We start from the raw sequence: 26,206 nt of genomic DNA, 5'->3' as shown, positions 1-26,206 counted from the left end.
AAGCGACTGATGGAATTAAGTAGCCTGATTATAAAGGTTCTAATGTGGACTTTCATTATTTATTTTATAAGCAATTTTGTTATGCAATTAATCAGCTATTCATTTTATAAGGGTGCGAAGAAAATCGAGGAAGTAACTTACCTGCCGATAGAAATCTCATTTAATGAACGCTTATCAGGGTATGGATATAATCTTGATTCAGCCTCAGACAAAATCATACTTTTCTTTGGTGGTTCGAAATACATATCGTATAATTCAGTGGCAAAATATGGTGGAGTATTCAGTGATCCCTTCCTTGCCGCTGATTATTATGGTAGTCAAAAGAGTATTGGGAAAATGAATTTGAAAACTATGGAGCAAACCGCCGTAGATCTGTATGATTGGACGGTTGAAACATACCCAAGTAGAAAGATTGTTGTAATCGGACATAGCTACGGTTCGGGTATGGCAGCATACTTAGCGAGTGTAAGAAGGTGTGATGCACTCATACTATTGGCAGCTTATCGAGATTTATCGGATCTTTATAATAAAATTATTCCAATATTCTGGGGGCCGGCTAAATTATTTATTACTAACAACATCGAAATCAGTAAATTCGCAAAGAACGTCAATTGCAAATCGTTTATTATTGGCTCTACTGCTGATAAAACTTTGGGTGCAGACTTGCAAAGAAAAGTAAGTACATACTTCACGGGTTCTGACCTTAAGATATTTGATAGTATTAAACATGAAAACTATTTACTGAGCGAACAGGTCATATCCTATATTAAAATGTGTCTGAATTGATACAATTCATTTAAAAAGAAAGAAGCATTGATATCCAATTGAATTGGAAATCGATGCTTCTTCTCTAACGATTATTACTTAATTTAACAATTCCTAACTCAATTCCCTTAATAACAGCTGCTACTGTTGAACTTACCATGAGTTTTTCGTTGATTGCTACGAGATGATTGTTGACGGTTCGCCGACTAATTTCAAGAGTATCGGCGATTATTTGTTGTGTGTCACCGTTGCTCGCGAGTTGAAGAATTTCTTTTTCCCGAGCTGTGAGTTCTTCAAGGATATCTTCAGTCTCTTCACCCATGAATACTGTCTGTCCTTCGTGGATTCGCTTTAAACTGTCAATGAGTTTATCTACAGAAACATTTTTCTCAAGGAATCCACAGGCGCCCATGCGTCTGGCTTCACGGTTGTATTCATGAAGGTTGTATCCTGATAGGAAGACGATTTTGAGGTCAGGTAGATGGTATCGGAGTTTGCGACCGACTTCAAGACCGCTGTGTTCACCCATATGGACGTCAAGGATAACGAGGTCGGGTTGCGCTTGGGTGATGATGTTAAGAATATCATCGGGGTTGTCATAGGCTTTGAAACTTTCGACTTTATCTGCGAGAACAAGTTCGAGGCTCTTGGCAAAAAGTTGGTGGTCGTCAAATAGTAGTATTTTCATGGGGTCTCCTTGGAAGTGTAATGATAAATTGTTTATGATCTGTATTGATGGTGAAAGTACCATGTAATGCTTGAACTTGTTGTTGCAGGCTAGAAAGACCGAGATGTTTGATTTTGGATTCAGTGTCAAGATCAAGAGGGATTCCATCATCGCTATAGCACAATTGCCACGTACCATTAATTGTTTGCATGGATATTGACAGTGAATCTGCTTCTGCGTATTTGCAGGTGTTGTTAAGGAACTCTTGCAATGCGCGGTAGAATACATACGCGGACTCCGCATCCATTTTATCGTAAATTTCATAGTTGATATTCAACGCTGGGATGTCGAAGTATTTTTTGCGTAATTCATCGATGAGTATGTGAATGTTACGCTCAAAGGGCAGGTCATTCAAACTGGATGGGTAGATTTCATGGATTTGAGATCGTATCGAATCGTTAAGATCAGACAGGGTGTTTACGGCAAGGTCTTGAAGAGCAACCTGTTCGCTGTCTAACATGGAAACAATATTTTTGGTGGCGATAATATTCTGCAAGATGTTATCGTGGAGGTAGTAGGTAATTTCTTTTCGGAGTGTTAGGTCCTGGTTGAGGGCGGGTGCTGCATGATTGGAAACAGAAATTTTCTTTACTTGTTGCCAGCGTATGTTTTGTTCGCTTAAATATTCAACCACTACTGTATTGGTAATCATATCGCGGAGGGAATAGTTTTGATAGTTGCGACGTTTGTGGAGTGTAATGGCTGTATTATGAGCATTAAGTGTCAAAGTATGCTCTGGTAGTGCCTCTTGTGCAAAACCACTTCGAAATACCTCGTGATTGTTAATGCTAATTAGAATGCCATCATTTGACAGGACATCATTAAAGACTGTATTAAATCCTCGCCATGAGAAACTTTGACTTTGCTCTGCAAGTGCATCTTCCCATTGTGAAATAAACCAAGGTTCAAGAACTGCATGTGTGTTCATTGTGCTAATTCGGAACACACGTTTTGTCCAAGCATAGAAAACAATGCTTATAATTGTCATAAAGCATCCAATCACAATGAGAAAAAGATAACTTCCCAAGGTGTTGATAACTGAGGCATATGCGAACACATACAGGATGAACGATACAGTTGTGGTTAATAAAACTTCGGATTCGATAATACGATATGTATTCGATAGGAGAGTTCTTCCCTTAACCACAAAGAGAAAGATAAGCAGAGAAATTGGGATTGAGAATATCGTGTAACGTATTTCAATAAATATTGAATCGGTGATTGTAGCAATCACTGTAGCGACACTTAAGAGTACTACGACAGCATATGACCACACATGTTTGCGATCAAGGTTGGATGTAACGATACAGCATCCAAAATAGATGGGTGCAATCAGGGGAAGAAGGTTGATGTGCGCGATGATGGATATTCCCACGACCAGAATAATACTGATTGCATAAAACCATGTTAGCGACGTATCGCCGGAATAGAGAATCATACCAAAGGATGTGATTGTTAATAAGAGCGCAAGCCCCAGGTAAATGTAAACATTCATGTTTGTGAAAAGCAACATTAATAAGAACAGAAACATGGGTACGGTATAGCGAAGAATGGGACGCTTATAAAAACATTGCAATAGAATTAACCCAATAGAACCTGAAGTGAAAACCATCAAGTATGCTGTGTCAAATTTAATGATGCGTGTTTGATAAATCAAAGTCATTGCGAAAACAACAAAGAGAACAAGACTGTTGAAATAGCGATTGCGATATGCTGGTTTGAGTGTCATCGGGTATTCTCCTTTAAACGGTATATAAAGTATACGTGATATGATTTCTGAGGACAAGATAAAGCGAGTACTTGAGCGGTACTCGCTTTAAATTATGCGGCGACAATAGCTGCTGTTTTATGACTGTTGCTGAGTTTGTTAACTGCGATTCCAATAACAACAAATGCAATGGAGATACCAAGGAGTATGCCGTTGTTTTTAAGGAGGTCCACAGATTGCATTGAACCTGTCCATGCACCAAGTAAGGCGTTGCGTCCATAAATAATTGGGTTGATGTAGTAAACAAGTTTTTGTAGGAATACGGGAAACATTTCGATTGGGAATGTAAGCCCCCTAAGAACATTTGGAACATGTAAAACGCAAGTGCAATCGAATTATAAGCTGCAGCCTTCTTAATGATTGATGAGAGTAAGAAAGTAAATGCGAAGTGGTAGACTTCAATTACCATGATTGTCAAGAATACCGGTAAAATATGAGCAATTGGGAAAGCATAACCAGCGTAGAAGAAAGTGAAGACGTTGAAAGCGATAATAACAATGACCTGAAGGATCATCGTTGCAGCAAAGAGTGAAGCTGCATATTTCAATTCGCTGATACCCAAGAATTTATATTTTTGAATATTGCCAGTTTCTTTGGCATTGACATAATAGACTCCAAAGACATTCAACACAGCGTTTCCTATAATAATAATGATGTAAAGTGGGATCAATAATTCACCCATGCTGCCATCAGCGACTTTTAAATCCTTTAACATGTAACCAAAGAGGATGTAAAATCCAATCGGCATAAGAAATGCCATAAGCATGGGTCCGGTATCACGGAGGACCAGTTTTAAATTATAGTTTGTTAAGCTTCGTAAGTTTTTCATTGTGTTGCTCCTTCTTCATTTAAGTGGTAACCAATTGTTTTTAAGAATGCATCTTCAAAAGTGTGATTTTTAAGCTGAATGTCGAATCCGTTGCAAATTTTCAACATATCATAGATTTCTTTTTCGTGTTCGGCCGCATAAGCCAGAGATAGTTTGTTTTTATCAAGGGTGTATTCTGATTTAAGGCTGTTGAAATCAAAACCAGTATCCACAAGGCACGTTGCAAGTTTTTTACCGGCAAATGCTTTGTCGATTATATCGGTCACCGTACCTTCGAGTTTGAGTGTTCCTTTTTCAATAACGAGTACATAATCGGATAAGAATTCAACTTCATCCAAGAAATGACTTGTTAATAGAATGCTAACACCTTTTTCTTCTTTGATCTTATTCAGTAAGTCCCAAATCATGCGACGTGCCATGACATCAAGTCCGGTCGTAAGCTCGTCTAGAATGATAAGTTTTGGGTTTCCAATAGTTGCAAGAAGAACGGCTATCTTTTGCTTCTCGCCACCGGATAGTTTTTCAAGATAGGCATTTTTGAACTCCAGCATTTGTACGGATTTTAGATGGGAATCCACAGATTCCTTATCATCAAGTAAATCAATGTAGAGTTGAACAATATCTTTAACCTTGGCATTCTTTTCAAATGTTGATGTTTGTGTTTGAACGCGGACATATCGATAGAGCTCTTTCTTATCGAAACCGTATTCGATGGTACCTTCATAATTTAAGTTTTGCATGATTGCTTGAATAAGGGTACTTTTACCAGCACCGTTATGACCAACGATTGATACAATACTATTTGTAGGGATGCTGAATGAAATGTTATTAACAGCGTTGTGTTGTGCACCTTTATAGCGGATGGACACGTTATTGAGATTGAGTAGCATATGATTCCTCCACGACTTCTTTGTCTGTACACATATTCTATATGTCTTTAATTATAGGCGCATGAGTAATTTGTGCAACTTTCAAAAAAAGATAGCTTGGTACGTAACTCTGTACTTTAAACGCAGCAATTTGATTGTTTGAAGTACCATCGTACTAACAATGTTGTGATTGGAGATGGTGTTTGTTATATTTATAGAAACAAAGGTATTGCAATCAAACTGCGTTGGATTCCAATGGAGGTATATGATGAAACCAATTCTTGAACTTAGAAATATCAATAAGTCCTATAAGACCCATCATGTTTTAAAGGATGTAAGTTTTGAAATTAGCCCAGGTGAAATTGTAGGGTTTATCGGTTCCAACGGAGCGGGTAAGTCAACAACCATGAAGGCCATATGCAATCTCATCCAAATTGATAGTGGTGAAATCGTCGTTAATGGGCATGCGATGGCTGAAGATGCTTTGGTGTGTTTAAAGGATATGTCGTGTCTCATTGAGGCGCCGGGACTGTACCCTGATTTAAGTGGACGCCAAAACATTAAGTTCTTTGCGTCACTTCGTAATGTGTCAAAAGAAAATGTTGAGGAAGTCTTGCGCCATACAAACCTTGGCCATCATCTTGACCGTAAGGTTCGCACGTACTCAACAGGGATGCGACAAAAAATCGGATTGTCCATTGCGCTTTTGTCCAATCCTAAATTGATCATCCTTGATGAGCCCATGAGTGGACTTGATGTTGATGCTGTTATGGAACTGCGGAAAACAGTTGAAACCATCCGCCAACAATTTGGAACAGCTATCTTACTGTCTTCCCATCAACTGGGTGAAGTTGAGAAAATGGCGGATCGCTACATTTTTATAAAAGACGGGGAAATTGTTCCTGACATTTCCGTTGCGCAAAGCAAGAAAACATCAATCTTTTTTCAAGATACGACCCAGCTTCCTGATGACTTGAAGCGTCATCCATTCTATTGTGATGGATTGAGTATCTCGTGGACTGATGAATCCGTGAATCTTAACGATGTCTTGCGGACGATCCTTGGTCAAGGACTTGTAATTGAAACAATTGAGACAACACAACGTGAATTGGAAGATATTTATCGCGATGTAGTTGGGAATCATAATGATTAGTCTCGTTGGACTTGAGTTGCGAAAGGCTTACCAATCACGATTGCTTCATAAAATGACGGCAATCTTTTTGGTGATGTTTCTGAGTTTGTTTGGCTATTATGCTGTGAAAGATGCATCGTATGCGGATCGTCTCTTGCAAGATTACAGCACTATGGGGAGCGAGTACAAACGGATTGCCGATGATGTGAGGTCAGACTTAACTGCGATGGACAGTGATGATTTGGAGTATGCACAAATGCGCGCGACGTTAGAATACTCTGAGCGTGTCCAACAGTATTACAGTTCGCAAATTAGTAAAATCAGTAGCAATGGTTTAGCCGGTGATATGAATGCGATTGATGAGCGACTCATACATCTTAGTGATGTCGTCGCAGGGATGGAAGCGGGTTTGGATCAATCTCAGCAAAAAATCACGGATGTTACTGAAGAAATAACGGTGCTTTCATATCACCGAAGTCAACAAATAGACCTTTATTCAAGTCCTTATACTCCGAATACGCTACACTTTGCTTCGCAAATCCTTAGCAGCGAAGTCATTGCAATTTGTATGCTTGTGACATGCCTTTTTGTAAGGAAGTCGATCATGGATGATTATGAGAATCGTGCGTTTACATTGTATCTTACAACCCCACACTCTAAAACATCCATATACATCGCCAAGACGATTGCAGGTTTACTTGTAGCAACACTCGCAATCGTGAGTGCCCTGCTGACAACACTTATCCTATCCTTTGTATTGTATGGGTTTGGTGTGCCTCTTTACCCTGTTGATGCGAGCTTGATGACAGATGGCATCAAAATTCTAAATGGGACAATTCTTGTAGCAGTACAACTTGGTGCAAATGTTTTGTTTGCCGTGATTGTTGCAACATGGGTCTTGCGTGGCGAAAGCAGCGTTGCTGTGATTGTCCTTATGTACTTGTTGATTCTTATGAGTGGGTTTTTGAATCATCCATCTTTGGAATGGATTCCTTTGTTTAACAATCACGTAACGCAAGAGCGAGTTCAAGTGTCGTCGATGGTGAGTCTCACTTTGATGTTTGTAATGTGGACTGCTACCTCCAAGTACTACAAGAGTATGCGATGGGAGGAACGTCTATGAAAATCATTTTAAATGATTGCAATGCGATGTTGCGCCGGGGTAGCACATACTATTTGATGATTGTCTTAACCATAATCATGGGTTTATGTGTAGATTTACGGGGCGCCGAACCTCCGGAAGAACCGCAATTTCCAGCAATCGGAATATTTGAAAACATCATAATTGGCGAGTTTAGTCGCGATGGAAATAATTCTGATGTTGTCGAATATCTCGAAGATTCTAAACAAGCTGCCCTTGCAGCTTATGATGCAAGAGATTGGCAGGCATACTATAAATACATCGCGGCAATTGAGATTGTTCTTTTTGATGCTGGCTATAATTATCAATTGAAAAACTCTGAAGTAAGTACGGAGTTTGCGCGTCACAATGAATTTGATAAACTTCGAATTGGGTATGGTTTGCCAGAAACAGAAGTGATGTCTGCGTTCGATGTGAAAAGCAGTTATAATATCTCGGTTGTTGATAATCAAGTGAGGGGTGTTTATGGAAACCATCACGAAATGCGCGCTGGTTACAATGACCTAAGCGGTGCATTTGCTCTTCACACAGTGATGTCACAGGTTCTTCCAATCTTGACAATCTTTGTCGTCGGATACTATGCATACCTTCTTGTGCAAAGGGATTTAAAGTCGCGTGTGTTGCATACTATCCTGATGAGTCAATCCCGCCGCACATACTTTAGTGCGAAAATAGTGAGTGTATTCATAATGAGTTTGTGGACACTTGTACTTCCTCTAATACTAATTACATGCTTCTTCGGAATTCAGTATGGATTTAAATTGTGGAGCCCTGTTCTTGCAAATCTTCAAGGTTTCTTTTCCTTTGCGCGACACGTTCCCGTCCGTGGTGATTTGATCGTATGGTTTCAACAGAATGTCTATCACTCAATGTCGATGTCAATGTACAGCGTGGGAACCGCTGAGTATATTAGCAATGCACTCACCGTGATTCCGCTCTGGGAAAGCATCCTTTGGACGCTTCCTCTATTCATTCTCAACACTGTATTCTATAGTATCATGGCTGTAACACTTATCTACAGTGTCACAACCACCCATAGAAACCGCCTTTGTGGGCTTATCCTATTAGGGAGTCAAATTGTACTCCTTAGACTAAATATAGTCACAATGCTCTCGCCAATTCGTCATGTGAATGCACAACAGATTGTAGAGGGTGTGAATAACTTTTCGCCTTTAACGGCTATCTTTGTGTTACTTGTATGGAGTGGTATTTGGTATTGGTTTGGTAAGCGTGTTTTCATAAAGTCAGATCTAGTTTAGTCAGCTCACGAAGTATGATTTCATTGTATAGAGAAATCGTTATCAGAAATTGAGTTGAAAGGTTCTTTTTATCACGCTATAATCAAAGAAAGAAGAAATAACGTACTCTCAGGTGCTAACGGAATTATTCAGCGTATTGGCATTTCAGGGTAGAAGATGAGGGAAAAATGGAAGAGAAAAAACACGAAATGATCCAAGCAATGATGTCAATGACTTACTATGAAGAACAAGAGTTACAAACAAATGTTCAAAGTTACACCAAATTTCCGTTGGGTCAGGTTGCAGCGCTTGGAAGTTCATTTGATTCTGTAGTATCGGTAATTGGGCAAGTAACGGGTTCATCAAGTGGTGGCTCAGGTTTGTACTATGTACAAACGGATCATCAGTTGTTGAAGTTTAAAAATAAATCAGGCTTTATGGGTGATGCAAAAGGATTTCCTGGAAAAGCCCAATTACATCCGCTTACCGTAAATCCTACGTCCTTTTTTATGGCTACAGCACTTGCGGGTATCGATCGAAAACTGGATACAATTACTGAAATTCAACAAGAACTCATTCAATTTGTCCAAGCAAAAGAACGCGCAAATCTTCGTGGAAATCTTAAGACGCTAATGGATGTGCTCAATAATTATAAGTATAATTGGAATAATGAAGTTTATAAGACTAACAAGCATGTTCTTATTCAAGATATCAAGCGTGAGGCTGAACAAAGTATTATTCTGCGTACTGAATTGATTAACAAGAAAGTAGATAAGACATCGTTCTTTACAAATGACAGTGCAGTTAAGAGTTTGTTGAATACAGTTGTTGATTCATTAAAAGAATATCAAATGTCTTTGTACACATTCTCATTCGCATATTTTTTAGAAGTAATGCTTCTTGAAAACTATGAGGGTAGTTATCTTCAAAGTGTAGTTAATACTATTGATTCATATGCTTACCAATATCGCCAACTTTATACAAAGTGTTACTCGCGATTTGACAAGGACACTAAATCATCGATTGAGACACAAGTTGTTGATGGGATTGCATCATTTTCGAAGTTTGTAGGGAAATCAATATCAAAAATTCCAGTTGCAAAGAAAATACAAATTGATGAAGTATTAATTGACGCTGGTGATAAATTAACGAATTTCTCGGCAGGAAAATTTGAAGAGGCGTTAAAGTCGCTGGTACAAATTAACAATAGTGGCGTTAAAGTTTTCGTTGATAATATCAATATGGTGAGTAGAATTTTCAATGGCGAAGCAACGTTGGCTTTCGATAGTGAAAACTTATATGTAAAATAATCTGAAGTGAAAGGTGTGTGGCGAAACAGGTGCACACTTTTTTGCTGGACGATTACAAAATGGAAAATAAGAACCGTATGATGATAACTGCGTACAAAAGCACTGCTTTCGTGTATAATAAGCAAGCAAGGAGTGTTAATATGAATAAATTTAGAAAGTTAAACATTGGTGATGATGTTGTCCGTGCCTTGGAAGTCATTGGATATACAGAACCCACTGAAGTACAAGAGGCTGCAATTCCTCATATTTTAAATGGTGAGGATCTCGTTATCAAGTCTCAGACTGGTAGTGGTAAAACTGCGTCGTTTGGAATTCCAATTGCGGAAATGATTGAATGGGAAGAGCGACGTCCACAAGCCTTAGTACTCACTCCGACTCGTGAATTAGCATTACAAATCCGCGATGAAATCTTTAGTATCGGTCGTTTTAAACGACTTAAGGTACAAGCGGTATTTGGGAAATCATCCTTTGAAATACAACAACGTGATTTAGCACAAATGACCCATGTTGTTGTGGCAACACCGGGTCGTCTTATTGATCACATCAACCGTCGTACGATTGATTTGCGTCAGATTGATACGGTCATCATTGATGAAGCAGATGAAATGTTCAACATGGGATTCATTGAACAAGTTGAAGAAATTCTGCGAAAAGTACCGCGTACAAGCAGTACAATTTTACTGTCGGCAACATTGCCAGAAAGTATCGCAGCTTTAGCATCAGCGTATCTTAATGATCCAACCTATATTGAAGTTGAAAATGAGAACAGTGTTGGTGAGCGCATTGACCAACAATATTACCGTATTCAAGCAAATGAAAAACTTGAAATACTGCGTGATGTTCTGACGGTTGAAAATCCCGATAGCAGTATTATATTCTGCAATACAAAAATTGAGGTTGATAATGTAGCCGATGCATTGTGGGATATGGGAATTAAAGTTGAAACCCTTCATGGTGGTATGGAACAGCGTCATCGTACAAAAGTCATTAATGATTTTAAACATGGAATGTTCCGTTACTTAGTGGCAACCGATGTCGCATCACGCGGATTGGATATTGATGATGTTGGTTTGGTTGTAAACTATGATATTCCTGACCATGCAGAGATCTATACGCATCGAATTGGCCGTACAGCCCGTGTAGAGAAGGAAGGTAAGGCAATATCGTTTGTAACGCCTTATGACTCTAAAGGATGGGAATACATCACTGATGAGCGTGAATTTGAGTTACAGAGCGTCGTTCGACCAGGTCGTTCACTTGTTGCTGACCGAAAACCGCAATTTATCAGTAAGATGAATCGCAAGCCGAAAGTCAAAAAGTCAAAAGACCATAACTTCAAATCGGAAATTGCGAAACTTCATATCAAGGGTGGTAAGAAACAAAAACTACGCGCAGGTGATGTGGTAGGGGCGATCGCAAGTATCTCAGGTATTGAAGCAGGAGACATTGGTGTCATTGAGGTTCTTGAGGAATCGACCTATGTTGAGATTCTCAATAATAAAGGATCGGACGTCTTAAAGGTTCTTAAAGAAGCACCCATCAAAGGGAAAGTGCGTCGTGTTGAAATTGCTAATAAAAATGAATATGAGAAACAGTACTAGAGTTCGCACAATGCGAACTCTTTTTTTGTATAATAGATATACGAGGTGAGACAATGTATACTCCAATTCAGATACCGAATGTTTTGAATGATGTGTTTATTGAACACTTTATCTATAAAGAGACATATTTACCAGAACTCGAATCGTTTATTGTTTGTATGTGGGAAGTGTATGGTCGTAAGACGGATTCAGAGATTACGGTCATGAATATGATTATTCCGGATGGGTGCATTGATCTGGTTGTTTCATATACCCAACGGATTGTTGGATTCTCAGGAATGTCTGTCACTGACGCAACATTTGAAGACAGTACTTCCAATCAATCCTTTGGGTTTCGTTTACGGCCCGGGGCAGTGCATGCTTTGTTTGGCTTAAACGCAGAAATGGCCATGGATAATTTTGTCGATGCACTTGCGTATCTTCCAATCGAAGATGATTTCTTTGATTTGGGCTTTCAAGAAGCACAGCACTATCTCATTTCAAGATTGAAAGATCGAGTTGCAGCAAAGAGTGTTAGTACAACGATGCTTTTGTTTGAAACGCTCAATACCGACGAAAAATTAGTAACACCTGAAATCATTGCCAATTCAATGGGGTATAGTGTGAAACAAGCCAATCGTATATTCAAACGGAATTTTGGATTATCAATGAAACAAGTTTTGAGTGTCCAACGGTTTCAAAAGGCGATACACCTTTTGTTAAAGGATAACCATGCGTCGTTGCATGATTTGGCATTGCGGTCGGGATATTATGATCAATCCCATTTCAATCGCGATATAAAGTTAAATATTGGCGTATCTCCGATTGAAGTACTCCAAAAATATAAAGATGTCCAAAATATCCAATAAATAAAAGTGACATTACGTCATACTAGAGGCAGAGGTGAATAATATGATACAAACAATGACAACCAATTTAATGGTTACCGATATCAATGAAAGTATTGCTTTTTATCAAGAGGCACTTGAATTTAAGGTGCTGGATATTGTTGAGAATGTGTTTGCAATTCTTGGAGATGGGACAGTGACCCTGATGTTAGAAGAGCGCAAGGCGCTGATTGAAGAATACCCATCATTAAATACAGAGACCATCAAACCAACAATAACGCTTTTTACAAAAGTTGACGATATTCATGCATACCATCAACGTATTGCTCAAAAATTTAGTATACTAAAGGCAATGAATGAAACTTTTTATGGCACATTGGAATTTGCAATCGCCGACCCAGATGGGTATGTGATTACCTTCGCTGGAGAAAAGTAGACAGTAAAAATGGAGGATACGATGGATTCAAAGACTATCAAAGAACTTTGCAACAGTTTACCAGGAGGCGTTTTTGATTACAAACCCGAATGGGATGTTGAATGGGCAGTTGTTGGTGGAAAAATGTTTGCGGCATACAGTTATGATAACTTAGACAACCGCATTCTATCTCTCAAAGCAGAACCCGACAACGTTATTGATCTTTGTTTGACATATCCAGATGTCATCGTTCCGGGTTATCACTTTAACAAGCGCCATTGGATATCAATTCGTCTGGACAAAGGTGTTGATAATGCGTTGGTTGAACAACTTATCAAGGACTCTTATTATCTTGTCTTTGCAAAGTTGACCAAACGGGTACAATTGGAACTTGCAGAATAAAGCCCACTTCATTGAAGTGGGCTTTTGTTTAGTTTTTCATAGGGAGTAAGAGGCGTAATCCATTAAAGAGAACAACGATTGTACTTCCTTCGTGAACAAGAACACCAAGTGGTAAGTCCATGTTTCCCATGAAGTTCATGATAACAAGCATCACGACAACAACCATCGAGAAGATAATGTTTTGCCATACAATATTATTGAGTTTGTGCGAGACCTTATGGGCATAGCTAAATTTCGTTAAGTCGTTTTGCATGAGTACTGCATCAGCGACGTCAATGGCGATATCGGTACCATCACCCATGGCAATTCCAATGTCAGCAGTAACGAGGGCTGGAGCATCATTAACCCCATCACCAAGCATGGCAACGACACCGTATTTACTTTGCAAATCTTGGATGATGCTTGCTTTATTTTCTGGTAAGACGTTTCCGATAACTTGATTAATTCCCAGTTGGCGTCCAACTGCTTGACCGGTAACTTCGGAATCACCAGTAATCATGACTGTATGAATACCGCGTGATTGAAGGTATTTGATAACACCTTTCGCATTCTCGTTAGGAACATCCATCATGGCAATCATTCCAACAACATGATTGTCTCTTGAGAAATAGACAACTGTTTTTCCTTCGTGTGCATAGGTTTCATTATGCTCAGCGATGGATGCACCAACATTGGTGAAACTTTCAGGTTTTCCAATTTGATACTCAACACCGTCAATGATTGTGACAAGGCCGCGACCAATAATGTTTTCTACATCAACTTCGATAATTTCAGTCGGTGTGAATTTGTTGAGGATTGCTGCTGCCAAAGGATGGTTGGCTGTTTTTTCCATTGCTACGATGATATCAAGATAGCGTTCGGAGTCATTAATTGATACAGACTCTTCGAAGAAGAAATCGGTCACTGTTGGTTTTCCTTGTGTTAATGTTCCTGTTTTATCAAAGGCAACGGCCTTGATATCGTTAAGGTTTGATAAGTAGGAACCGCCTTTAAAGAGGACACCATGTTTGGCTAAATTTGAAATTGCAGATAAGGTAGCAGGAACTGCACTGGCCGCAAGTGCGCAGGGTGATGCAACGGTTAAGAATACCATGCCTCGATAGAAACTTTCATACCATGTCCATCCAAAAAGGAAAGGACTAGCTACGATTACAATAGGTACAAGAATTAATACAGCAGTAACATATTTTGGTTCAAGTTGTTTAATTTTTGAAGCTGTTTTCGATAAATTTGATTGTGATTGATTAACAAGCTCAAGAATCTTGGCGAAGAGTGTATCCTGTGTATCTTTGGTAACTTCCATTGTGAAAGATCCCGTACCATTGATGGTACTCCCGAAGACATCATCACCGATTGTTTTTTCCCGGGGAATACTTTCTCCGTTAATTGCAGATTCGTCAATCGATGTATAGCCGGTTAGAATGACACCGTCAGTTGGAATTTGGTCCCCATTAAGAACTTGAAGTCGATCACCAATTTTAAGTGTAGAAACTTCAACGCTCTCGTACGATCCGTCTTCCTTTAAGAGTCGGGCTTCAGTCGGATTCATTTTCATGAGGTTTGTGATTTCACGTTTGCTTCGCCCTTCAGCGTAATCTTCCAAGAAGTGTGCAGCAGCAAAGATAACAATCAACAATGCCCCTTCGAAGAAGTCACCGATAAAACAGGCGCCAATGGCAGCGAGGGTCATTAAGATGTGGATGTTTGGTGAGAACTTACGGTTTTTACGCGTATTTCGAATTGTGTCTCCAAATCCCTCAATAATAATGTGGTAACCCGTTCCAATCATGGTTACGATAAAGAGTATATTCTTCCAAATTGAATCAGGAATGAGCAGTGCAACAATAAATGCTGCGAGTCCGATAAAGAAAAGAACAATTGGCATTTTTCCGTGATTGTGTTCATGGTCATGACCTGCATGGTCGTGATCGTGGTGATCATGGTCATTGTGGTTTGAATGTGTCATAGTACTACCTCCTAAACATATGAGTACTTGTTCATGTGTTCATTATAACGCATGATTAAACAGAATGCAAATATCCGCATGAATTAGTTAAAAAAGTTATCGGAGACAGTCTGTCAGCAAGCATGGTGGGCTTGAATATGATATGATTAGTAAGTAATATTTAAAGAAATGGAGACACGAATCTATGGGAATGAATAGAGAATGGGAAGCAGTAAAACTCTTTCACGAGAAGTTTAACCACCCTGTTGAATCAAAACCAACATTCATGGCAAAAGAACGTGCACAAAAACGTTATAATTGGATGCTTGAGGAAATTAACGAGTTCTTAGAAGCGGATGAAGTTGTCGAACAAGCAGATGCAATGATCGATACAATCTACTTCGCATTGGGAACACTTGTGGAAATGGGTATCAAACCCGAGGCGCTTTTTGATATTGTTCAACATGCTAACATGTCAAAACTTTGGGAAGATGGCAAACCACATTATAAAGAAGATGGAAAAACAATGAAGCCAGAAGGTTGGGAAGATCCCCACGAAAAACTGGCGCAAGCTATTGAAGCAATGAAATAATCAAAACCACCATTGCCAGGACAATGGTGGTTTTGTTGCTTATGGAGGAAACGATGACAATAAAGATGATTGCTAGTGATATTGATGGAACACTGATAAATAATGAGCATAAGGTCACGGATTACACACGTGAAATTGTACAAAAAGTCCGCCAGCAAGGCGTTGAATTTGTAATTGCCACCGGACGTAACTACGACAGTGCTGTGGAAGTTGCTGCACAATTAGGGATTCCAAATGGAGAAATGGGGATTGTTTCACTCAATGGACTCCGTGTTGAAAACCCACTTACGGGATATTCTGAGCATGGACGCACAATGACGTTTGAAGAGTGTCGTAAATTCGAAGTCATTGGTCGCAAGTATCATATGGGTGTTTTATACTGTCTTGAAGACATTATTTATTACCACATGGACGATTTGTCATTTCAAGATTATGAATTGGGTGTTGATGAAGATCGGATGACGTTTTTTAATGATCGCGCGACAACCCTAAAAATAAACGGCCTTGATGACATAAAACATATATTTGATGAAGGTCAGGAAATTCTAAAAATGGTCTACATTCAAAATGGTGATTATACAGAGCTTGTCAAAGAGCGCGTTGCTGCTGAGTTTGATGAGGACTTTGTTCTTTTGGTGGTTGGTTTTGGATGGGCAGAAATTATGCATCGTGATGTAAACAAAGGCGATGCCTTGGTCAAGTATGCTGCGACACGTGGAATCAAACCAGAAGAAATTCTTTCGTTTGGTGACAGTGACAATGATCTAACGCTTATTGAGCGATGTGGTTGTGGTGTTGCGATGGCCAATGCACGCGAAAACTTGAAAGCAATTGCGGACGATATTGCGGATAGCAATGACGATAATGGTGTTGCCAATTATATTGTGAAAAACATATTAAAAGAAGTCGCATAACGACTTCTTTTCTTTTTATCGCGATTCGAGAAAATCGAGAGACCAGAATAAATCACTGATAGGCGTTTTCTTCATATCCTCGCGCACTTCTTCAGCAAGTTCAAGATTATCTGTTATGATGCCAGTTATTTGCGTTTTAAAATAGAACTGCATTAATTCTTCAGAGTTAATTGTCCAGACAAAGAGTCCTTTGCGCATGCGCTGTGCATCGTTGACGACACGTGTCGTGACAGAATAATCTTCCAACGAGAAGAAATCGACATTCATATCTTCTAAACCTCCGATATTTATTCCTAAGATATAACCAACAGTTGCATCGGGAAATTTCTCTTTATAATTAAGAATTGCATATTTGTCCAACGATTGATAGATGACGCGATCTCGCATGTTGTGACTTTCAACAATTTTCATAATATCACCGAGGAATTCCGGAGAGTCTTTCGTCGTTGTCTTGATTTCAATCATAATGTTTTGATTCAAAGAATCTGCAAGAGCAAGATATTCATCGAGCGTGGGGATTGTGGATGTATTTCCATGTGAATGTATTGAGACACCACGCAACTCATCGATCGTGTAGGTGTTGAGTTTGCGATTGATTCCTGCCAAGCGCTTTAGGTCATAATCATGAAATACTACAATGGTTCCATCAGCAAGTTGTTGGATATCCATTTCCACATACGATGGTTTGTGTTTTGCTGCCAGTTCAAGAGATTCCAAGGTATTCTCAACAGCGTTTCTTGATTCGCCACGATGAGAGACCACAGAAACACTTCCTGCTAAGGCATGGTTTGGCGTGTCAAAGTAGGCAACAGCCGCAAAGAATACAAAGGCAATAATGACAAGACTGTTAATGATGAGACTGTGTTTCTTTGGTTTATAAAAAGCACGGCTTGGTGATACTTGATCACCTTTAAGTTGGTGATACGCAACGACTGTTCCTTGAATCATAAAGATGGATGACAACGAAACGATGAACATCACAAGGAAGAGGAAAGCGGTTGATAAGAGAGAATTTACCAGTTTCAAATTATTTGGGAAAAAGTGTTCACTGACAATAAGTGGTAACAGTGTAATCAGTAATGCAAGTAGGGTTGCGAGAATGGTTCCTGCGCCAATGAGTATCGTTATCTTAAAGATGAGATATGCATGTTTTCGTGTGATGGTCCAACTGTGTTTCAATGCTTGCATAAATGATCCGGGTTCGTTGTAAAAGATAATGAATGCAAAAAAGAAACGAATATTGAGGTAAAACAAAACAATGAGGCCAAGGTAATACGTTATCATCATCCATGGAACCGATTCGATAAACTCTATAATGAAGGATGGAATGCGCAAGGACTCGGTAACAACCGATGTAAGTCCCACATTACCTAAAGGCATGATGATGAAAATATACAATACAAAGACAAGGTAATTCGTGGGTTTCATTTTGAGAATGGGTTTGAAAATCGACTTGAGGGAAAGCTTGTTATCGTGATACGGTCTATCTGCAAAAGCAAGGACTGTCGTGATTTGTAAGACGACAAATGTTCCCAGGAGAAAGAGCGTAAAAAGAATAAGTATGAGTGCAATGGGATTGGTCAAAATTTGTAAGTAGTTTTGATTGTTGATTCCCTGAACTTTTGCACTAACAAGTGCCAACTGGAAAATGCGCGAGCTGACTTGGCGAACCAGTAAGAGTGCCATGGTTTCGGTTAAGGCAATAACCAGTACGTAACGCCAAAGGTCATTTCCAATCAATCGGGTACTTTCTTTGAGAATGTCGCGTGCTTTAAGTTTCATAATGTGCCTTTCGTTGGTGCTTGCAATTGATGGATGCACTCAGAAAAATAGGTTGGATACGGTACTTCAAAGGAAACCAGAGTTTTTGTTTTGGGGTGCAGAAACTCAAGGTGGTAGGCAAAAAGGTATTGACCCTCACGATTTGTATCTTCGGGCCGACCATAAAGTGGATCGCCAATTAAGGGGTGTCCAATCGATTGAGCGTGGACACGGATTTGGTGAGTGCGTCCTGTTTTAAGGCGACATTCGATGAGTGAATGGTGGGGATAAGTGTCCTTAACGAAGAAATGGGTAAGGGCAGGTTTGCTATTCTTATCGGTTACTGCCATTTTACGGTGGACAACTGGATCAAGGCCAATGGGAGCATCCACACTACAATCTTCATGCAATGTTCCATGAACCAAAGCAAGATAATATCGTTGCATGGTTTTATCCAATAATTGTTCCGCTAAAAAGGTGTGAGTTTTATCATTCTTTGCAATGACAAGCAATCCCGATGTGTCCTTATCAATACGGTGAACCATACCCGGTCGCACTGTTATGGCGGGGTTCTGATTAAGGTATGCAACAAGTCCATTTAATAAGGTTGGACCTTCGACACCTTTCCCCGGATGAACAACCAAACCACGTGGTTTATTTACCACAAGCAAATCGTCATCTTCGAAAACGATATCAAGTGGCATCGTGATACTATCAACACGCATGGGTTGTACTTCGAAATCCGCAACTTCAAGAATATCGTCGCGGCGTAACTTATACTTGGCTTTCACAGCAACTGCGTTGCACAGGACTTTACCTTCTTTAATCATTATCGCAATTTTACTGCGCGATAAATCCATGTGTTCATTTAAAAACACATCGATACGTTTATCAATGTCGGGAGTGCTGATTGTCCAAGTCTTCATACGTTACCTCTGTTTATTCCAAATTATAGCATATACGTTAAGTTTCGTTAAAGGGATGGAACTTTTGCGTTATAATAAAAGCAATGTAATATGGGAGGTAAAGATGGAAAAACAATGTATTTTCTTGGATGTCGATGGAACGTTGTGCGCACAGGATGGTTCAGTTCCTGCGTCTGCAGTGCAAGCAATTCAACAAGCAAAGGAACAAGGTCACACGATATTCTTATGTACAGGGCGCTCAAAACCAGAGATAACCGATGCCCTTCTAAATCTAAATCTTGATGGCATTATCGGTGCAGGTGGTGCTTATATTGAGGTAGATGGTGTGGTTCTGTTGCACCAAACCATGGATGAAACAAAAGTACGGGTGTTGGAAACCTATTTTAAAGAACATAATATTGGTTATTACCTGGAAACAAATGATGGTCTTTTCGCGAGTGATAATTGCGTTGCATCATTGGAGGTTGCAATCGATAGTTTCTTTAATCAGCATCCCGATTTGGAACGCCCACTTGGAGGCGCAAATTGGTTTTATGAGATTCTTTCTGAGAATGATGGCAAACCCATTGATTATTCAGCAATTAATAAGATTTCATTCATCAGCGCAACACATCCATACCAAGCGGTTGTGGATGCGTTTGGAGACGATTTTGAGATGCATCACAGTACAGTAGCGATGTTTGGACCCAATAGTGGTGAAGTTGCGGTCAAGGGGATCACCAAGTACACGGCGGTAAATCAAGTTTTAAATTATCTTGGTTTCAAGCAATCACAATCCATGGCCTATGGGGATGGTGGGAATGATGTTGATATGTTTCGTGCTGTGAATTACGGTGTTGCGATGGCAAATGCCAAGCAAGTGTTGCTTGATATAGCGGACGAAGTAACGGCTATTGCCGAAGAAGATGGTATTCTACAAAGCTTTAAGCGCAATGGTCTTATTGGGGAATAAAATATGCTATAATCAATGAAATCAGAATACGGGGAAGGAATCGTTTATGTTAAAAAAGTTTATGTCTTACTATAAGCCCCATCGTAAATTAATGGCATTTGTGCTTACGATGGTTGCTTTGTTTACGCTCATTGAGCTCTCAATACCAATTTTCACACGGTATATATTGAATGACTTGATTCCTGCGGGGAATCTGCAAGCTGTCATTAACATTGCAATGATTATGATTGGTTTACTCTTGTTTTATGCCCTCCTCCACTATATGGTGGGGTATTATGGGCATTTACTGGGAATGCAAATAGAGAAGGATATGCGTCTCAAAGCGTTCTCAAAACTGCAAATGCTCGCGTTTGATTATTACGATGTTAATAAAACGGGAATTATTATGACGCGACTTACTTCTGATTTGCATGAAGTATCGGAATTGGCGCATCATGGTATCGAAGAAATTCTCTCGGTTTCAATTATGATGATTTTGGGATATCTCTATCTTATTCAATTAAACTTTTGGGTCACAACAATCTTCTTGAGTGTTTTCTTATTGCTTATGATTGGATTGGTTTTATCGCGTAGTGGCCTTTTGGTTGCATTTCGTGTTTTGCGACGTGAACATGCACAAATCAACAGTCGTCTTGAGGGAAGTATTTCTGGCATCCGATTAACACGTGCCTTTGCAAATGAAGCGCATGAAGTAGCGCGATTTGAAGCGGACAACGATCAATACATTGACGCCTATAAAGGTGCTTACCGTGCCTTGGGGAAAACCAATGCTATGAATCAATTCTTTGTTCAGTTTGTGAACGTCGCAGTTCTTGTGTGTTGTGCCATACTTGTTGTAAATGGTACGTTTACAACCGGAGATATGTTTGCTTACTTTCTTTACTTCAATATGTTAGTGAATCCAATTAAGCGAATTATGACGATGTTGGAAACATTCCAACAAGGATGGGCAGGATTTGAACGTTACGAAGATTTAATGAGAGAGCCAGTTACCATTCAAAATGCAGTCGATGCAAGACCTTTAGGGGCAATTGATGGCGCCATTGATTTTAAAAATGTTTCGTTTCAATACGCAACAGCAAAAGAGCGGGTCCTTGAAGACTTTAGTTTGAGCATTCCCGCAGGTGAGATGGTTGCCCTCGTTGGTCCAAGTGGGGTTGGGAAAACGACCATTGCCCAATTAATCCCCCGTTTTTATGAAACAGCATCGGGATCGATCGCGATTGATGGTACTGACATTAAAGATGTCACCCTTCATTCGCTTAGAGAGCAAATTGGTTATGTACAACAAGATGTTATTATTTTCTGGGGAACGATTGGTGAGAATATTGCGTATGGCAAACCTTCAGCGAGCCAACGGGATATAGAAGCAGCAGCACAAAAGGCGGGCATTCATGACTTCATCGCATCCCTTCCAAATGGTTATGATACGATGGTGGGAGAACGTGGTGTGATGCTATCGGGTGGGCAAAAACAAAGAATCTCGATCGCTCGCATATTCCTAAAGGATCCTCGAATTCTCATCCTTGATGAAGCTACGAGTGCTTTGGACAACATTACGGAAGCATACATCCAAGCGAGTCTTGAAACACTTGCCCAAGGTCGTACAGTTTTAGTGGTCGCACACCGTCTTACGACTGTTCAGCATGCTGATAAGATTGTGGTGATGGGAAAAGAAGGGGTTGCGCAAGTGGGCACCCACGAAAGCCTACTCGCTCAAGAAGGTCACTACCGTAATTTATATGAAGCAAGTAAAAATAATATGCTACCGGAATCGTTGGATGACATGTTAATGTAAATAAAAAGGATTTGCTTTTTGATGAGCAAATCCTTTTATTATTTACGGCGTCGGAATGCAATACTTCCAAATCCACTAATGATGGCAATATAGAATCCCAAATCATATGGGAATCCGGTGTTGAAACTTTGATAAATACACACATTATTATTAAAAAATGAAACAATTAAGGAAACGGGTGCAATCCAACCGTGCCAAAGTCCAGAAAAGAACCCAGCTGGTTTGGGGTCGACAGGGAGAGTCGATGGCATGCAGCCTACTAATACAAAGAGCAATAGAATCGCAAACAAAAGTGCTCTGTAATTCTTCATTTTACCTATTTTCCGCATGTGCAATTCCCTGGTTCGCATGTACATGGTTTACCATCGTGTGGCACACAATTACAAGCGATACTTTCTACAAATGTTTTTCCTTCAAGTGCTTTTAAAATGAGATCGCGATCATCATTGGATAAATCATAATCAGTTATGGCTGTAGCAATAGCGTTTCCAACTGCACTCTCACAAATTGATGAAAAAAGGCGATCAACGCGCTTAGAAACACTTTCCTCTTCCGTCACTTTTGCACGATAGATAAAACGATTGCCGTCTTTCTCTGTTTCAAGGTAGCCTTTCTTTACGAGGCGACCTAGGAGTGTTTTTGTAGTTGCCATTTCCCAATTTTTTGATGCTTTCAGAATGTCTGCGACACTGCGACTTGTAGCATCGTCAAGACTCCAAATAACACGCATCACATCCCATTCTGCAGATGAAGCTTTGTGTAAATCTTCCATAGTGATCACTTCCTTTCTTATAATTTACAACTGTAATCGAGTGAAGTCAAGTCTTATGATAAAGAGAGTGTTCGATTTGACAAAGTTCGTTTACAGTTGTAAACTTAAGGTAGAATCAATCAGGAGGCGATTTGAATATGGAAAAAAATCATAATCACCACGACGACATGGATCATGAACACATGCATCATGAGCATGGTCAAATGAAGCATGACGGAATGGATCATGAAGCAATGAATCATGGCAGTCATGATGGGATGGATCATACAACGATGGATCACAGTGGACACGGTGGCATGGATCACTCCATGCATGGAATGGGGGATTTAAAGAAAAAGTTCATAGTCTCTCTTTTTATGGGGGTCCCAATTTTAATTTTCGCACCAATGATGGGCGTTACGCTACCTTTTCAGTTTGCGTTTCCAGGAAGTGACTGGGTTGTTGCGATTTTAGCGACACTCTTATTCTTCTATGGGGGAATGCCGTTTTTAAAAGGGGCTAAAATGGAATTACAACAAAAGAGTCCAGCGATGATGACACTTATTTCGCTTGGGATTTCTGTTGCGTATATCTACAGTATGTATGCATTTGTTATGAACTCAGTTATTAAAAGTCCCAATCATATTATGGATTTCTTTTGGGAACTCGCAAGCTTAATTCTCATTATGCTACTTGGACACTGGATTGAGATGGAAGCAGTCTCAAATGCGGGAAATGCGTTGCAACGCATGGCGGAGTTGCTGCCCAGTGATGCGACGGTTGTTATGGAAGATGGCTCAACCATGAAACATCCGTTGGTGGATGTTCATGTTGGCGATAAAGTTTTGGTTAAAGCAGGGGAAAACATGCCGACCGATGGAACAATCATTGCGGGATCAACGTCAGTGAATGAAGCCATGATTACAGGTGAAGCACGTGCAGTTAAGAAAAATGTTGGTGATAAAGTCATTGGTGGATCGGTTAATGGGTCTGGAACGATTACTGTTGAAGTGACAGGTACAGGAGAATCTGGCTATTTGTCGCAAGTCATGGACTTGGTGAAACAAGCCCAAGGTGATAAATCCAATGCAGAGTCAATGGCAGATAAAGTCGCAAAGTGGCTTTTCTATATTGCCAGTGGTGTTGGGATTGTTGCTCTTATTGTGTGGACGATACTTTCTGGATTGAACTTTGGGATTGAGCGTATGGTTACGGTGTTGGTCATTGCATGTCCTCATGCTCTTGGATTGGCAATTCCATTAGTAACAGCGCGATCAACGTCTTTAGGAGCTCAAAATGGTCTCCTCATTAAAAATCGTCAAGCCCTCGAAGTCGCTGAACATGTTGATGTCCTTATGATGGACAAGACTGGGACGCTTACAGAAGGTAACTTTAAAGTAACGCATTATGAATCTTTTGATGACAATTACAGCGATGACACAGTCCTCCAATACTTTGCATCACTAGAGCAAAGTTCATCACATCCGCTTGCAATTGGAATTCTTGAAAAAGCAGAAACTGTCGGTGTTCAATTGCTCGAGGCACATCATGTTAATACAATTGCTGGAGTGGGGCTTGATGGGACCATTGCGAATAAAGATGTAAAGATAACCAATGTGGGCTATCTTATAAATCAAAAGATACCGTACGATGAATCCTTATTTATGGATTTATCGCGTCAAGGATATTCTGTAAGTTTCTTGCTTGTTGAGAATCACAATACAGGGATCATTGCACAAGGGGATGAAATAAAACCTGAATCTAAAGCAATGATTGATGCATTGATCAAACAAGGTATTAAACCTGTCATGTTAACTGGAGATAACAAACAAGCTGCGACATTAATTGGGAATGAGCTCGGAATCGAAGATGTTCATGCTGAGCTGATGCCAGAAGATAAAGAACGCATTGTTAAAGAATACAAAGAACGCGGACTCACCGTTTTGATGGTGGGTGATGGTGTCAATGATGCACCAAGTCTTGCACGCGCTGATGTTGGTGTTGCGATTGGTGCAGGAACCGATGTCGCAATCGACTCAGCAGATGTCATTTTGGTAAAGTCCAACCCAGCAGACATTTTACATTTTATTTCTCTTGCCAAGAATACAACACGCAAGATGAAAGAGAACTTGTTGTGGGGAGCGGGGTATAACTTTATTGCAATCCCACTCGCAGCAGGGGTATTGGCTGGTGTTGGTTTCATTCTTTCGCCAGCTGTGGGTGCTATCTTGATGTCATTGAGTACGGTTATTGTAGCAATCAATGCTATGCTGTTGCGTATAAAATAAACAGAGAAAGACATGACTCAAAGCGAGTGATGTCTTTTTTTTAGGGACTTCTAAAATGGTGCGAATTTAATGAATAGCGCCACTTGCGTGTCGAGAGAAACCGTTTGACCATAGTTCATTTACATTGGAGATTTATTCCGTTAAGTTAGTATTATATATCGGAGGGATGTCTGTGGTCGGTTATCAATTAGACATTAAAAATACTGGATTACGTCAAGAACTGTTCAATGTAATTGCGTTGTATCACGAACTTTTTGGCGTACATATGAGGGAACGAAAAAGTGATTTAAAATGTGACCTATGGATTACTGATAATTTGGATTTTCGCGGGCCAAAGGGTAGAACCTTGTATTTATCTCATCTCATAAAATCTGACGGTACACTCGACAATCCAGGTGTTTTAAAATGTATTCATCAAATATTGGTGAACACGCGCTTTGAACCGCGTGAAGTCATCATTGGAAGAAGTGGGGCTATTAAGATACAAGTCGAGGATATTATCTACGTAGAAACCGAAAATCGCTCAATAGCGATACATACACTGTTTAATGAAATCAGCAGCCATGAGACATTAGCGCACTGGAAAGAGGTGCTCAAGTTGTGGCCGTTTCTTGAAGTCTATCGTGGTGTACTTGTTAACATGCGTTATGTTGAGAGTATTGTCAGAGATGGTATGGTTCTTGTGGATGGGACCATTATTCCCATTGCAAGACGCCGATATCAAGCCGTTTTAGAGTATTTTAGAGAAATTAATGATGTTGACTCTTGAAAGAATCTGTTACAAGGATTAGAATTGTAGTAACAGAGGAGGTACAACTATGATACGTCGTGCTCTAGAAGAAGATTTTAATCGACTCAAAGAATTGGATTCACTGCTTGAACCTGAAGAACTTGTATTTAAAATTCAAACAGGTCGAATTCTTGTCTACGAACTTGAAGGTGAAATCATTGGTTGGCTCCGTTACAATATGTTCTGGGATCAAATTCCCTTTATGAATTTGTTGTTTATTCAAGAAGAATATCGGGGTCGCGGATTTGGTATTGAACTCATGAATTATTGGGAAACAGAAATGATGGCATTGGGGCATTTAATGGCGATGACATCATCACGAACCGATGAAGATGCACAACACTTTTACAGAAAATTTGATTACCAAGACTCTGGAAGTCTCGTCCTACCTGGTGAGAGTATGGAGATTATTTTCCTTAAAAATCTTATTCGTTAAATGAAAAGGTCAAATCACTGTGATTTGAC

Annotated in this window: 25 protein-coding genes; 16 read left to right on the top strand and 9 right to left on the bottom strand. The window is 39.8% G+C overall.

Annotation, left to right across the window (positions count from 1 at the left end):
* Nucleotides 1-9 precede the first annotated feature (9 nt).
* A complete protein-coding gene (locus tag G7062_RS10925; RefSeq protein WP_205700132.1) occupies nucleotides 10-786 on the top strand; it encodes an alpha/beta hydrolase in 777 nt (258 codons plus the stop codon).
* 64 nt (nucleotides 787-850) lie between these two features.
* Here the strand turns inward: G7062_RS10925 and G7062_RS10920 are convergent, their stop codons facing one another.
* From G7062_RS10920 to G7062_RS10905, 4 genes are read right to left on the bottom strand one after another with little or no spacing between them, the layout of a single operon-like run.
* Nucleotides 851-1,453, bottom strand: a complete 603-nt coding sequence (locus G7062_RS10920) for a response regulator transcription factor (protein ID WP_166065947.1) — start codon at nucleotides 1,451-1,453, stop codon at nucleotides 851-853.
* A complete protein-coding gene (locus tag G7062_RS10915) occupies nucleotides 1,434-3,221 on the bottom strand; it encodes a sensor histidine kinase (RefSeq protein ID WP_166065946.1) in 1,788 nt (595 codons plus the stop codon). The genes G7062_RS10920 and G7062_RS10915 overlap by 20 nt, the downstream gene beginning before the upstream one ends.
* Before the next feature lie 13 nt (nucleotides 3,222-3,234).
* On the bottom strand, nucleotides 3,235-4,089 hold the full coding sequence (locus G7062_RS10910) for an ABC transporter permease (protein ID WP_166065945.1): 855 nt from the start codon (nucleotides 4,087-4,089) through the stop codon (nucleotides 3,235-3,237).
* A complete protein-coding gene (locus tag G7062_RS10905; protein WP_166065944.1) occupies nucleotides 4,086-4,979 on the bottom strand; it encodes an ABC transporter ATP-binding protein in 894 nt (297 codons plus the stop codon). The genes G7062_RS10910 and G7062_RS10905 overlap by 4 nt, the downstream gene beginning before the upstream one ends.
* Before the next feature lie 244 nt (nucleotides 4,980-5,223).
* Here G7062_RS10905 and G7062_RS10900 point away from each other — a divergent pair, with 244 nt between their 5' ends.
* The 8 genes from G7062_RS10900 (at nucleotide 5,224) to G7062_RS10865 (ending at nucleotide 13,024) form a co-directional block, all read left to right on the top strand.
* Nucleotides 5,224-6,111 (top strand): ABC transporter ATP-binding protein, encoded by an 888-nt coding sequence (locus tag G7062_RS10900; RefSeq protein ID WP_166065943.1) that lies wholly within the window; start codon nucleotides 5,224-5,226, stop codon nucleotides 6,109-6,111.
* Nucleotides 6,104-7,213 (top strand): ABC transporter permease subunit, encoded by a 1,110-nt coding sequence (locus G7062_RS10895; RefSeq protein ID WP_166065942.1) that lies wholly within the window; start codon nucleotides 6,104-6,106, stop codon nucleotides 7,211-7,213. The genes G7062_RS10900 and G7062_RS10895 overlap by 8 nt, the downstream gene beginning before the upstream one ends.
* Complete coding sequence (locus G7062_RS10890; protein ID WP_166065941.1) at nucleotides 7,210-8,490, top strand: hypothetical protein; 1,281 nt, start codon at nucleotides 7,210-7,212, stop codon at nucleotides 8,488-8,490. Before G7062_RS10895 ends, G7062_RS10890 begins: the two co-directional genes overlap by 4 nt.
* 167 nt (nucleotides 8,491-8,657) lie before the next feature.
* On the top strand, nucleotides 8,658-9,779 hold the full coding sequence (locus tag G7062_RS10885; RefSeq protein WP_166065940.1) for a hypothetical protein: 1,122 nt from the start codon (nucleotides 8,658-8,660) through the stop codon (nucleotides 9,777-9,779).
* Between the two features lie 140 nt (nucleotides 9,780-9,919).
* Nucleotides 9,920-11,380: a DEAD/DEAH box helicase gene (locus G7062_RS10880; RefSeq protein WP_166065939.1), complete on the top strand. Its 1,461-nt coding sequence runs from the start codon at nucleotides 9,920-9,922 to the stop codon at nucleotides 11,378-11,380.
* A 53-nt stretch (nucleotides 11,381-11,433) separates the two neighbouring features.
* A complete protein-coding gene (locus tag G7062_RS10875) occupies nucleotides 11,434-12,228 on the top strand; it encodes a helix-turn-helix domain-containing protein (RefSeq protein WP_166065938.1) in 795 nt (264 codons plus the stop codon).
* 43 nt (nucleotides 12,229-12,271) lie between these two features.
* Complete coding sequence (locus G7062_RS10870) at nucleotides 12,272-12,643, top strand: VOC family protein (RefSeq protein WP_166065937.1); 372 nt, start codon at nucleotides 12,272-12,274, stop codon at nucleotides 12,641-12,643.
* Between the two features lie 21 nt (nucleotides 12,644-12,664).
* Nucleotides 12,665-13,024 carry an MmcQ/YjbR family DNA-binding protein gene (locus tag G7062_RS10865; protein WP_166065936.1) on the top strand — a complete coding sequence of 120 codons (360 nt, stop codon included), beginning with the start codon at nucleotides 12,665-12,667 and terminating at the stop codon, nucleotides 13,022-13,024.
* A gap of 28 nt (nucleotides 13,025-13,052) precedes the next feature.
* Here G7062_RS10865 and G7062_RS10860 read toward each other — a convergent pair whose 3' ends face one another.
* Nucleotides 13,053-14,990, bottom strand: a complete 1,938-nt coding sequence (locus tag G7062_RS10860) for a heavy metal translocating P-type ATPase (protein ID WP_166065935.1) — start codon at nucleotides 14,988-14,990, stop codon at nucleotides 13,053-13,055.
* Nucleotides 14,991-15,174: 184 nt separating this feature from the next.
* Here G7062_RS10860 and G7062_RS10855 point away from each other — a divergent pair, with 184 nt between their 5' ends.
* Both G7062_RS10855 and G7062_RS10850 read left to right on the top strand, forming a co-directional pair.
* Nucleotides 15,175-15,561 (top strand): HAD family hydrolase, encoded by a 387-nt coding sequence (locus G7062_RS10855; protein WP_166065934.1) that lies wholly within the window; start codon nucleotides 15,175-15,177, stop codon nucleotides 15,559-15,561.
* A 53-nt stretch (nucleotides 15,562-15,614) separates the two neighbouring features.
* The gene (locus G7062_RS10850; RefSeq protein ID WP_166065933.1) at nucleotides 15,615-16,475 is read left to right on the top strand and encodes a Cof-type HAD-IIB family hydrolase; all 861 of its coding nucleotides are present in this window, start codon (nucleotides 15,615-15,617) and stop codon (nucleotides 16,473-16,475) included.
* Nucleotides 16,476-16,490: 15 nt separating this feature from the next.
* Here G7062_RS10850 and G7062_RS10845 read toward each other — a convergent pair whose 3' ends face one another.
* Nucleotides 16,491-18,257, bottom strand: coding sequence for a glycerophosphodiester phosphodiesterase (locus tag G7062_RS10845; protein ID WP_166065932.1), 1,767 nt, complete (start codon nucleotides 18,255-18,257; stop codon nucleotides 16,491-16,493).
* Nucleotides 18,254-19,162 (bottom strand): RluA family pseudouridine synthase, encoded by a 909-nt coding sequence (locus G7062_RS10840; protein ID WP_166065931.1) that lies wholly within the window; start codon nucleotides 19,160-19,162, stop codon nucleotides 18,254-18,256. The genes G7062_RS10845 and G7062_RS10840 overlap by 4 nt, the downstream gene beginning before the upstream one ends.
* A gap of 103 nt (nucleotides 19,163-19,265) precedes the next feature.
* On the opposite strand from G7062_RS10840, the gene G7062_RS10835 reads away from it, so the two are divergent.
* Nucleotides 19,266-20,114, top strand: a complete 849-nt coding sequence (locus G7062_RS10835; protein WP_166065930.1) for a Cof-type HAD-IIB family hydrolase — start codon at nucleotides 19,266-19,268, stop codon at nucleotides 20,112-20,114.
* A gap of 46 nt (nucleotides 20,115-20,160) precedes the next feature.
* Nucleotides 20,161-21,912 (top strand): ABC transporter ATP-binding protein, encoded by a 1,752-nt coding sequence (locus G7062_RS10830; protein ID WP_166065929.1) that lies wholly within the window; start codon nucleotides 20,161-20,163, stop codon nucleotides 21,910-21,912.
* Between the two features lie 38 nt (nucleotides 21,913-21,950).
* On the opposite strand, the gene G7062_RS10825 is transcribed toward G7062_RS10830, so the two are convergent.
* Both G7062_RS10825 and G7062_RS10820 read right to left on the bottom strand, forming a co-directional pair.
* Nucleotides 21,951-22,223, bottom strand: coding sequence for a hypothetical protein (locus tag G7062_RS10825; protein WP_166065927.1), 273 nt, complete (start codon nucleotides 22,221-22,223; stop codon nucleotides 21,951-21,953).
* 5 nt (nucleotides 22,224-22,228) lie between these two features.
* A complete protein-coding gene (locus G7062_RS10820; RefSeq protein ID WP_166065926.1) occupies nucleotides 22,229-22,684 on the bottom strand; it encodes a CopY/TcrY family copper transport repressor in 456 nt (151 codons plus the stop codon).
* A gap of 137 nt (nucleotides 22,685-22,821) precedes the next feature.
* Here G7062_RS10820 and G7062_RS10815 point away from each other — a divergent pair, with 137 nt between their 5' ends.
* From G7062_RS10815 to G7062_RS10805, 3 genes are all read left to right on the top strand, one after another.
* Nucleotides 22,822-24,951 (top strand): heavy metal translocating P-type ATPase, encoded by a 2,130-nt coding sequence (locus G7062_RS10815; RefSeq protein ID WP_305792287.1) that lies wholly within the window; start codon nucleotides 22,822-22,824, stop codon nucleotides 24,949-24,951.
* Between the two features lie 172 nt (nucleotides 24,952-25,123).
* Complete coding sequence (locus G7062_RS10810) at nucleotides 25,124-25,720, top strand: LytTR family DNA-binding domain-containing protein (protein ID WP_166065925.1); 597 nt, start codon at nucleotides 25,124-25,126, stop codon at nucleotides 25,718-25,720.
* A 49-nt stretch (nucleotides 25,721-25,769) separates the two neighbouring features.
* Nucleotides 25,770-26,177 carry a GNAT family N-acetyltransferase gene (locus tag G7062_RS10805; RefSeq protein WP_166065924.1) on the top strand — a complete coding sequence of 136 codons (408 nt, stop codon included), beginning with the start codon at nucleotides 25,770-25,772 and terminating at the stop codon, nucleotides 26,175-26,177.
* The last annotated feature ends 29 nt before the right edge of the window (nucleotides 26,178-26,206 follow it).

It is taken from the genome of Erysipelothrix sp. HDW6C (assembly GCF_011299615.1).
In the GTDB taxonomy this organism is placed as follows: domain Bacteria; phylum Bacillota_I; class Bacilli_A; order Erysipelotrichales; family Erysipelotrichaceae; genus Erysipelothrix.
This window is presented reverse-complemented; position numbering and strand designations above follow the sequence as displayed.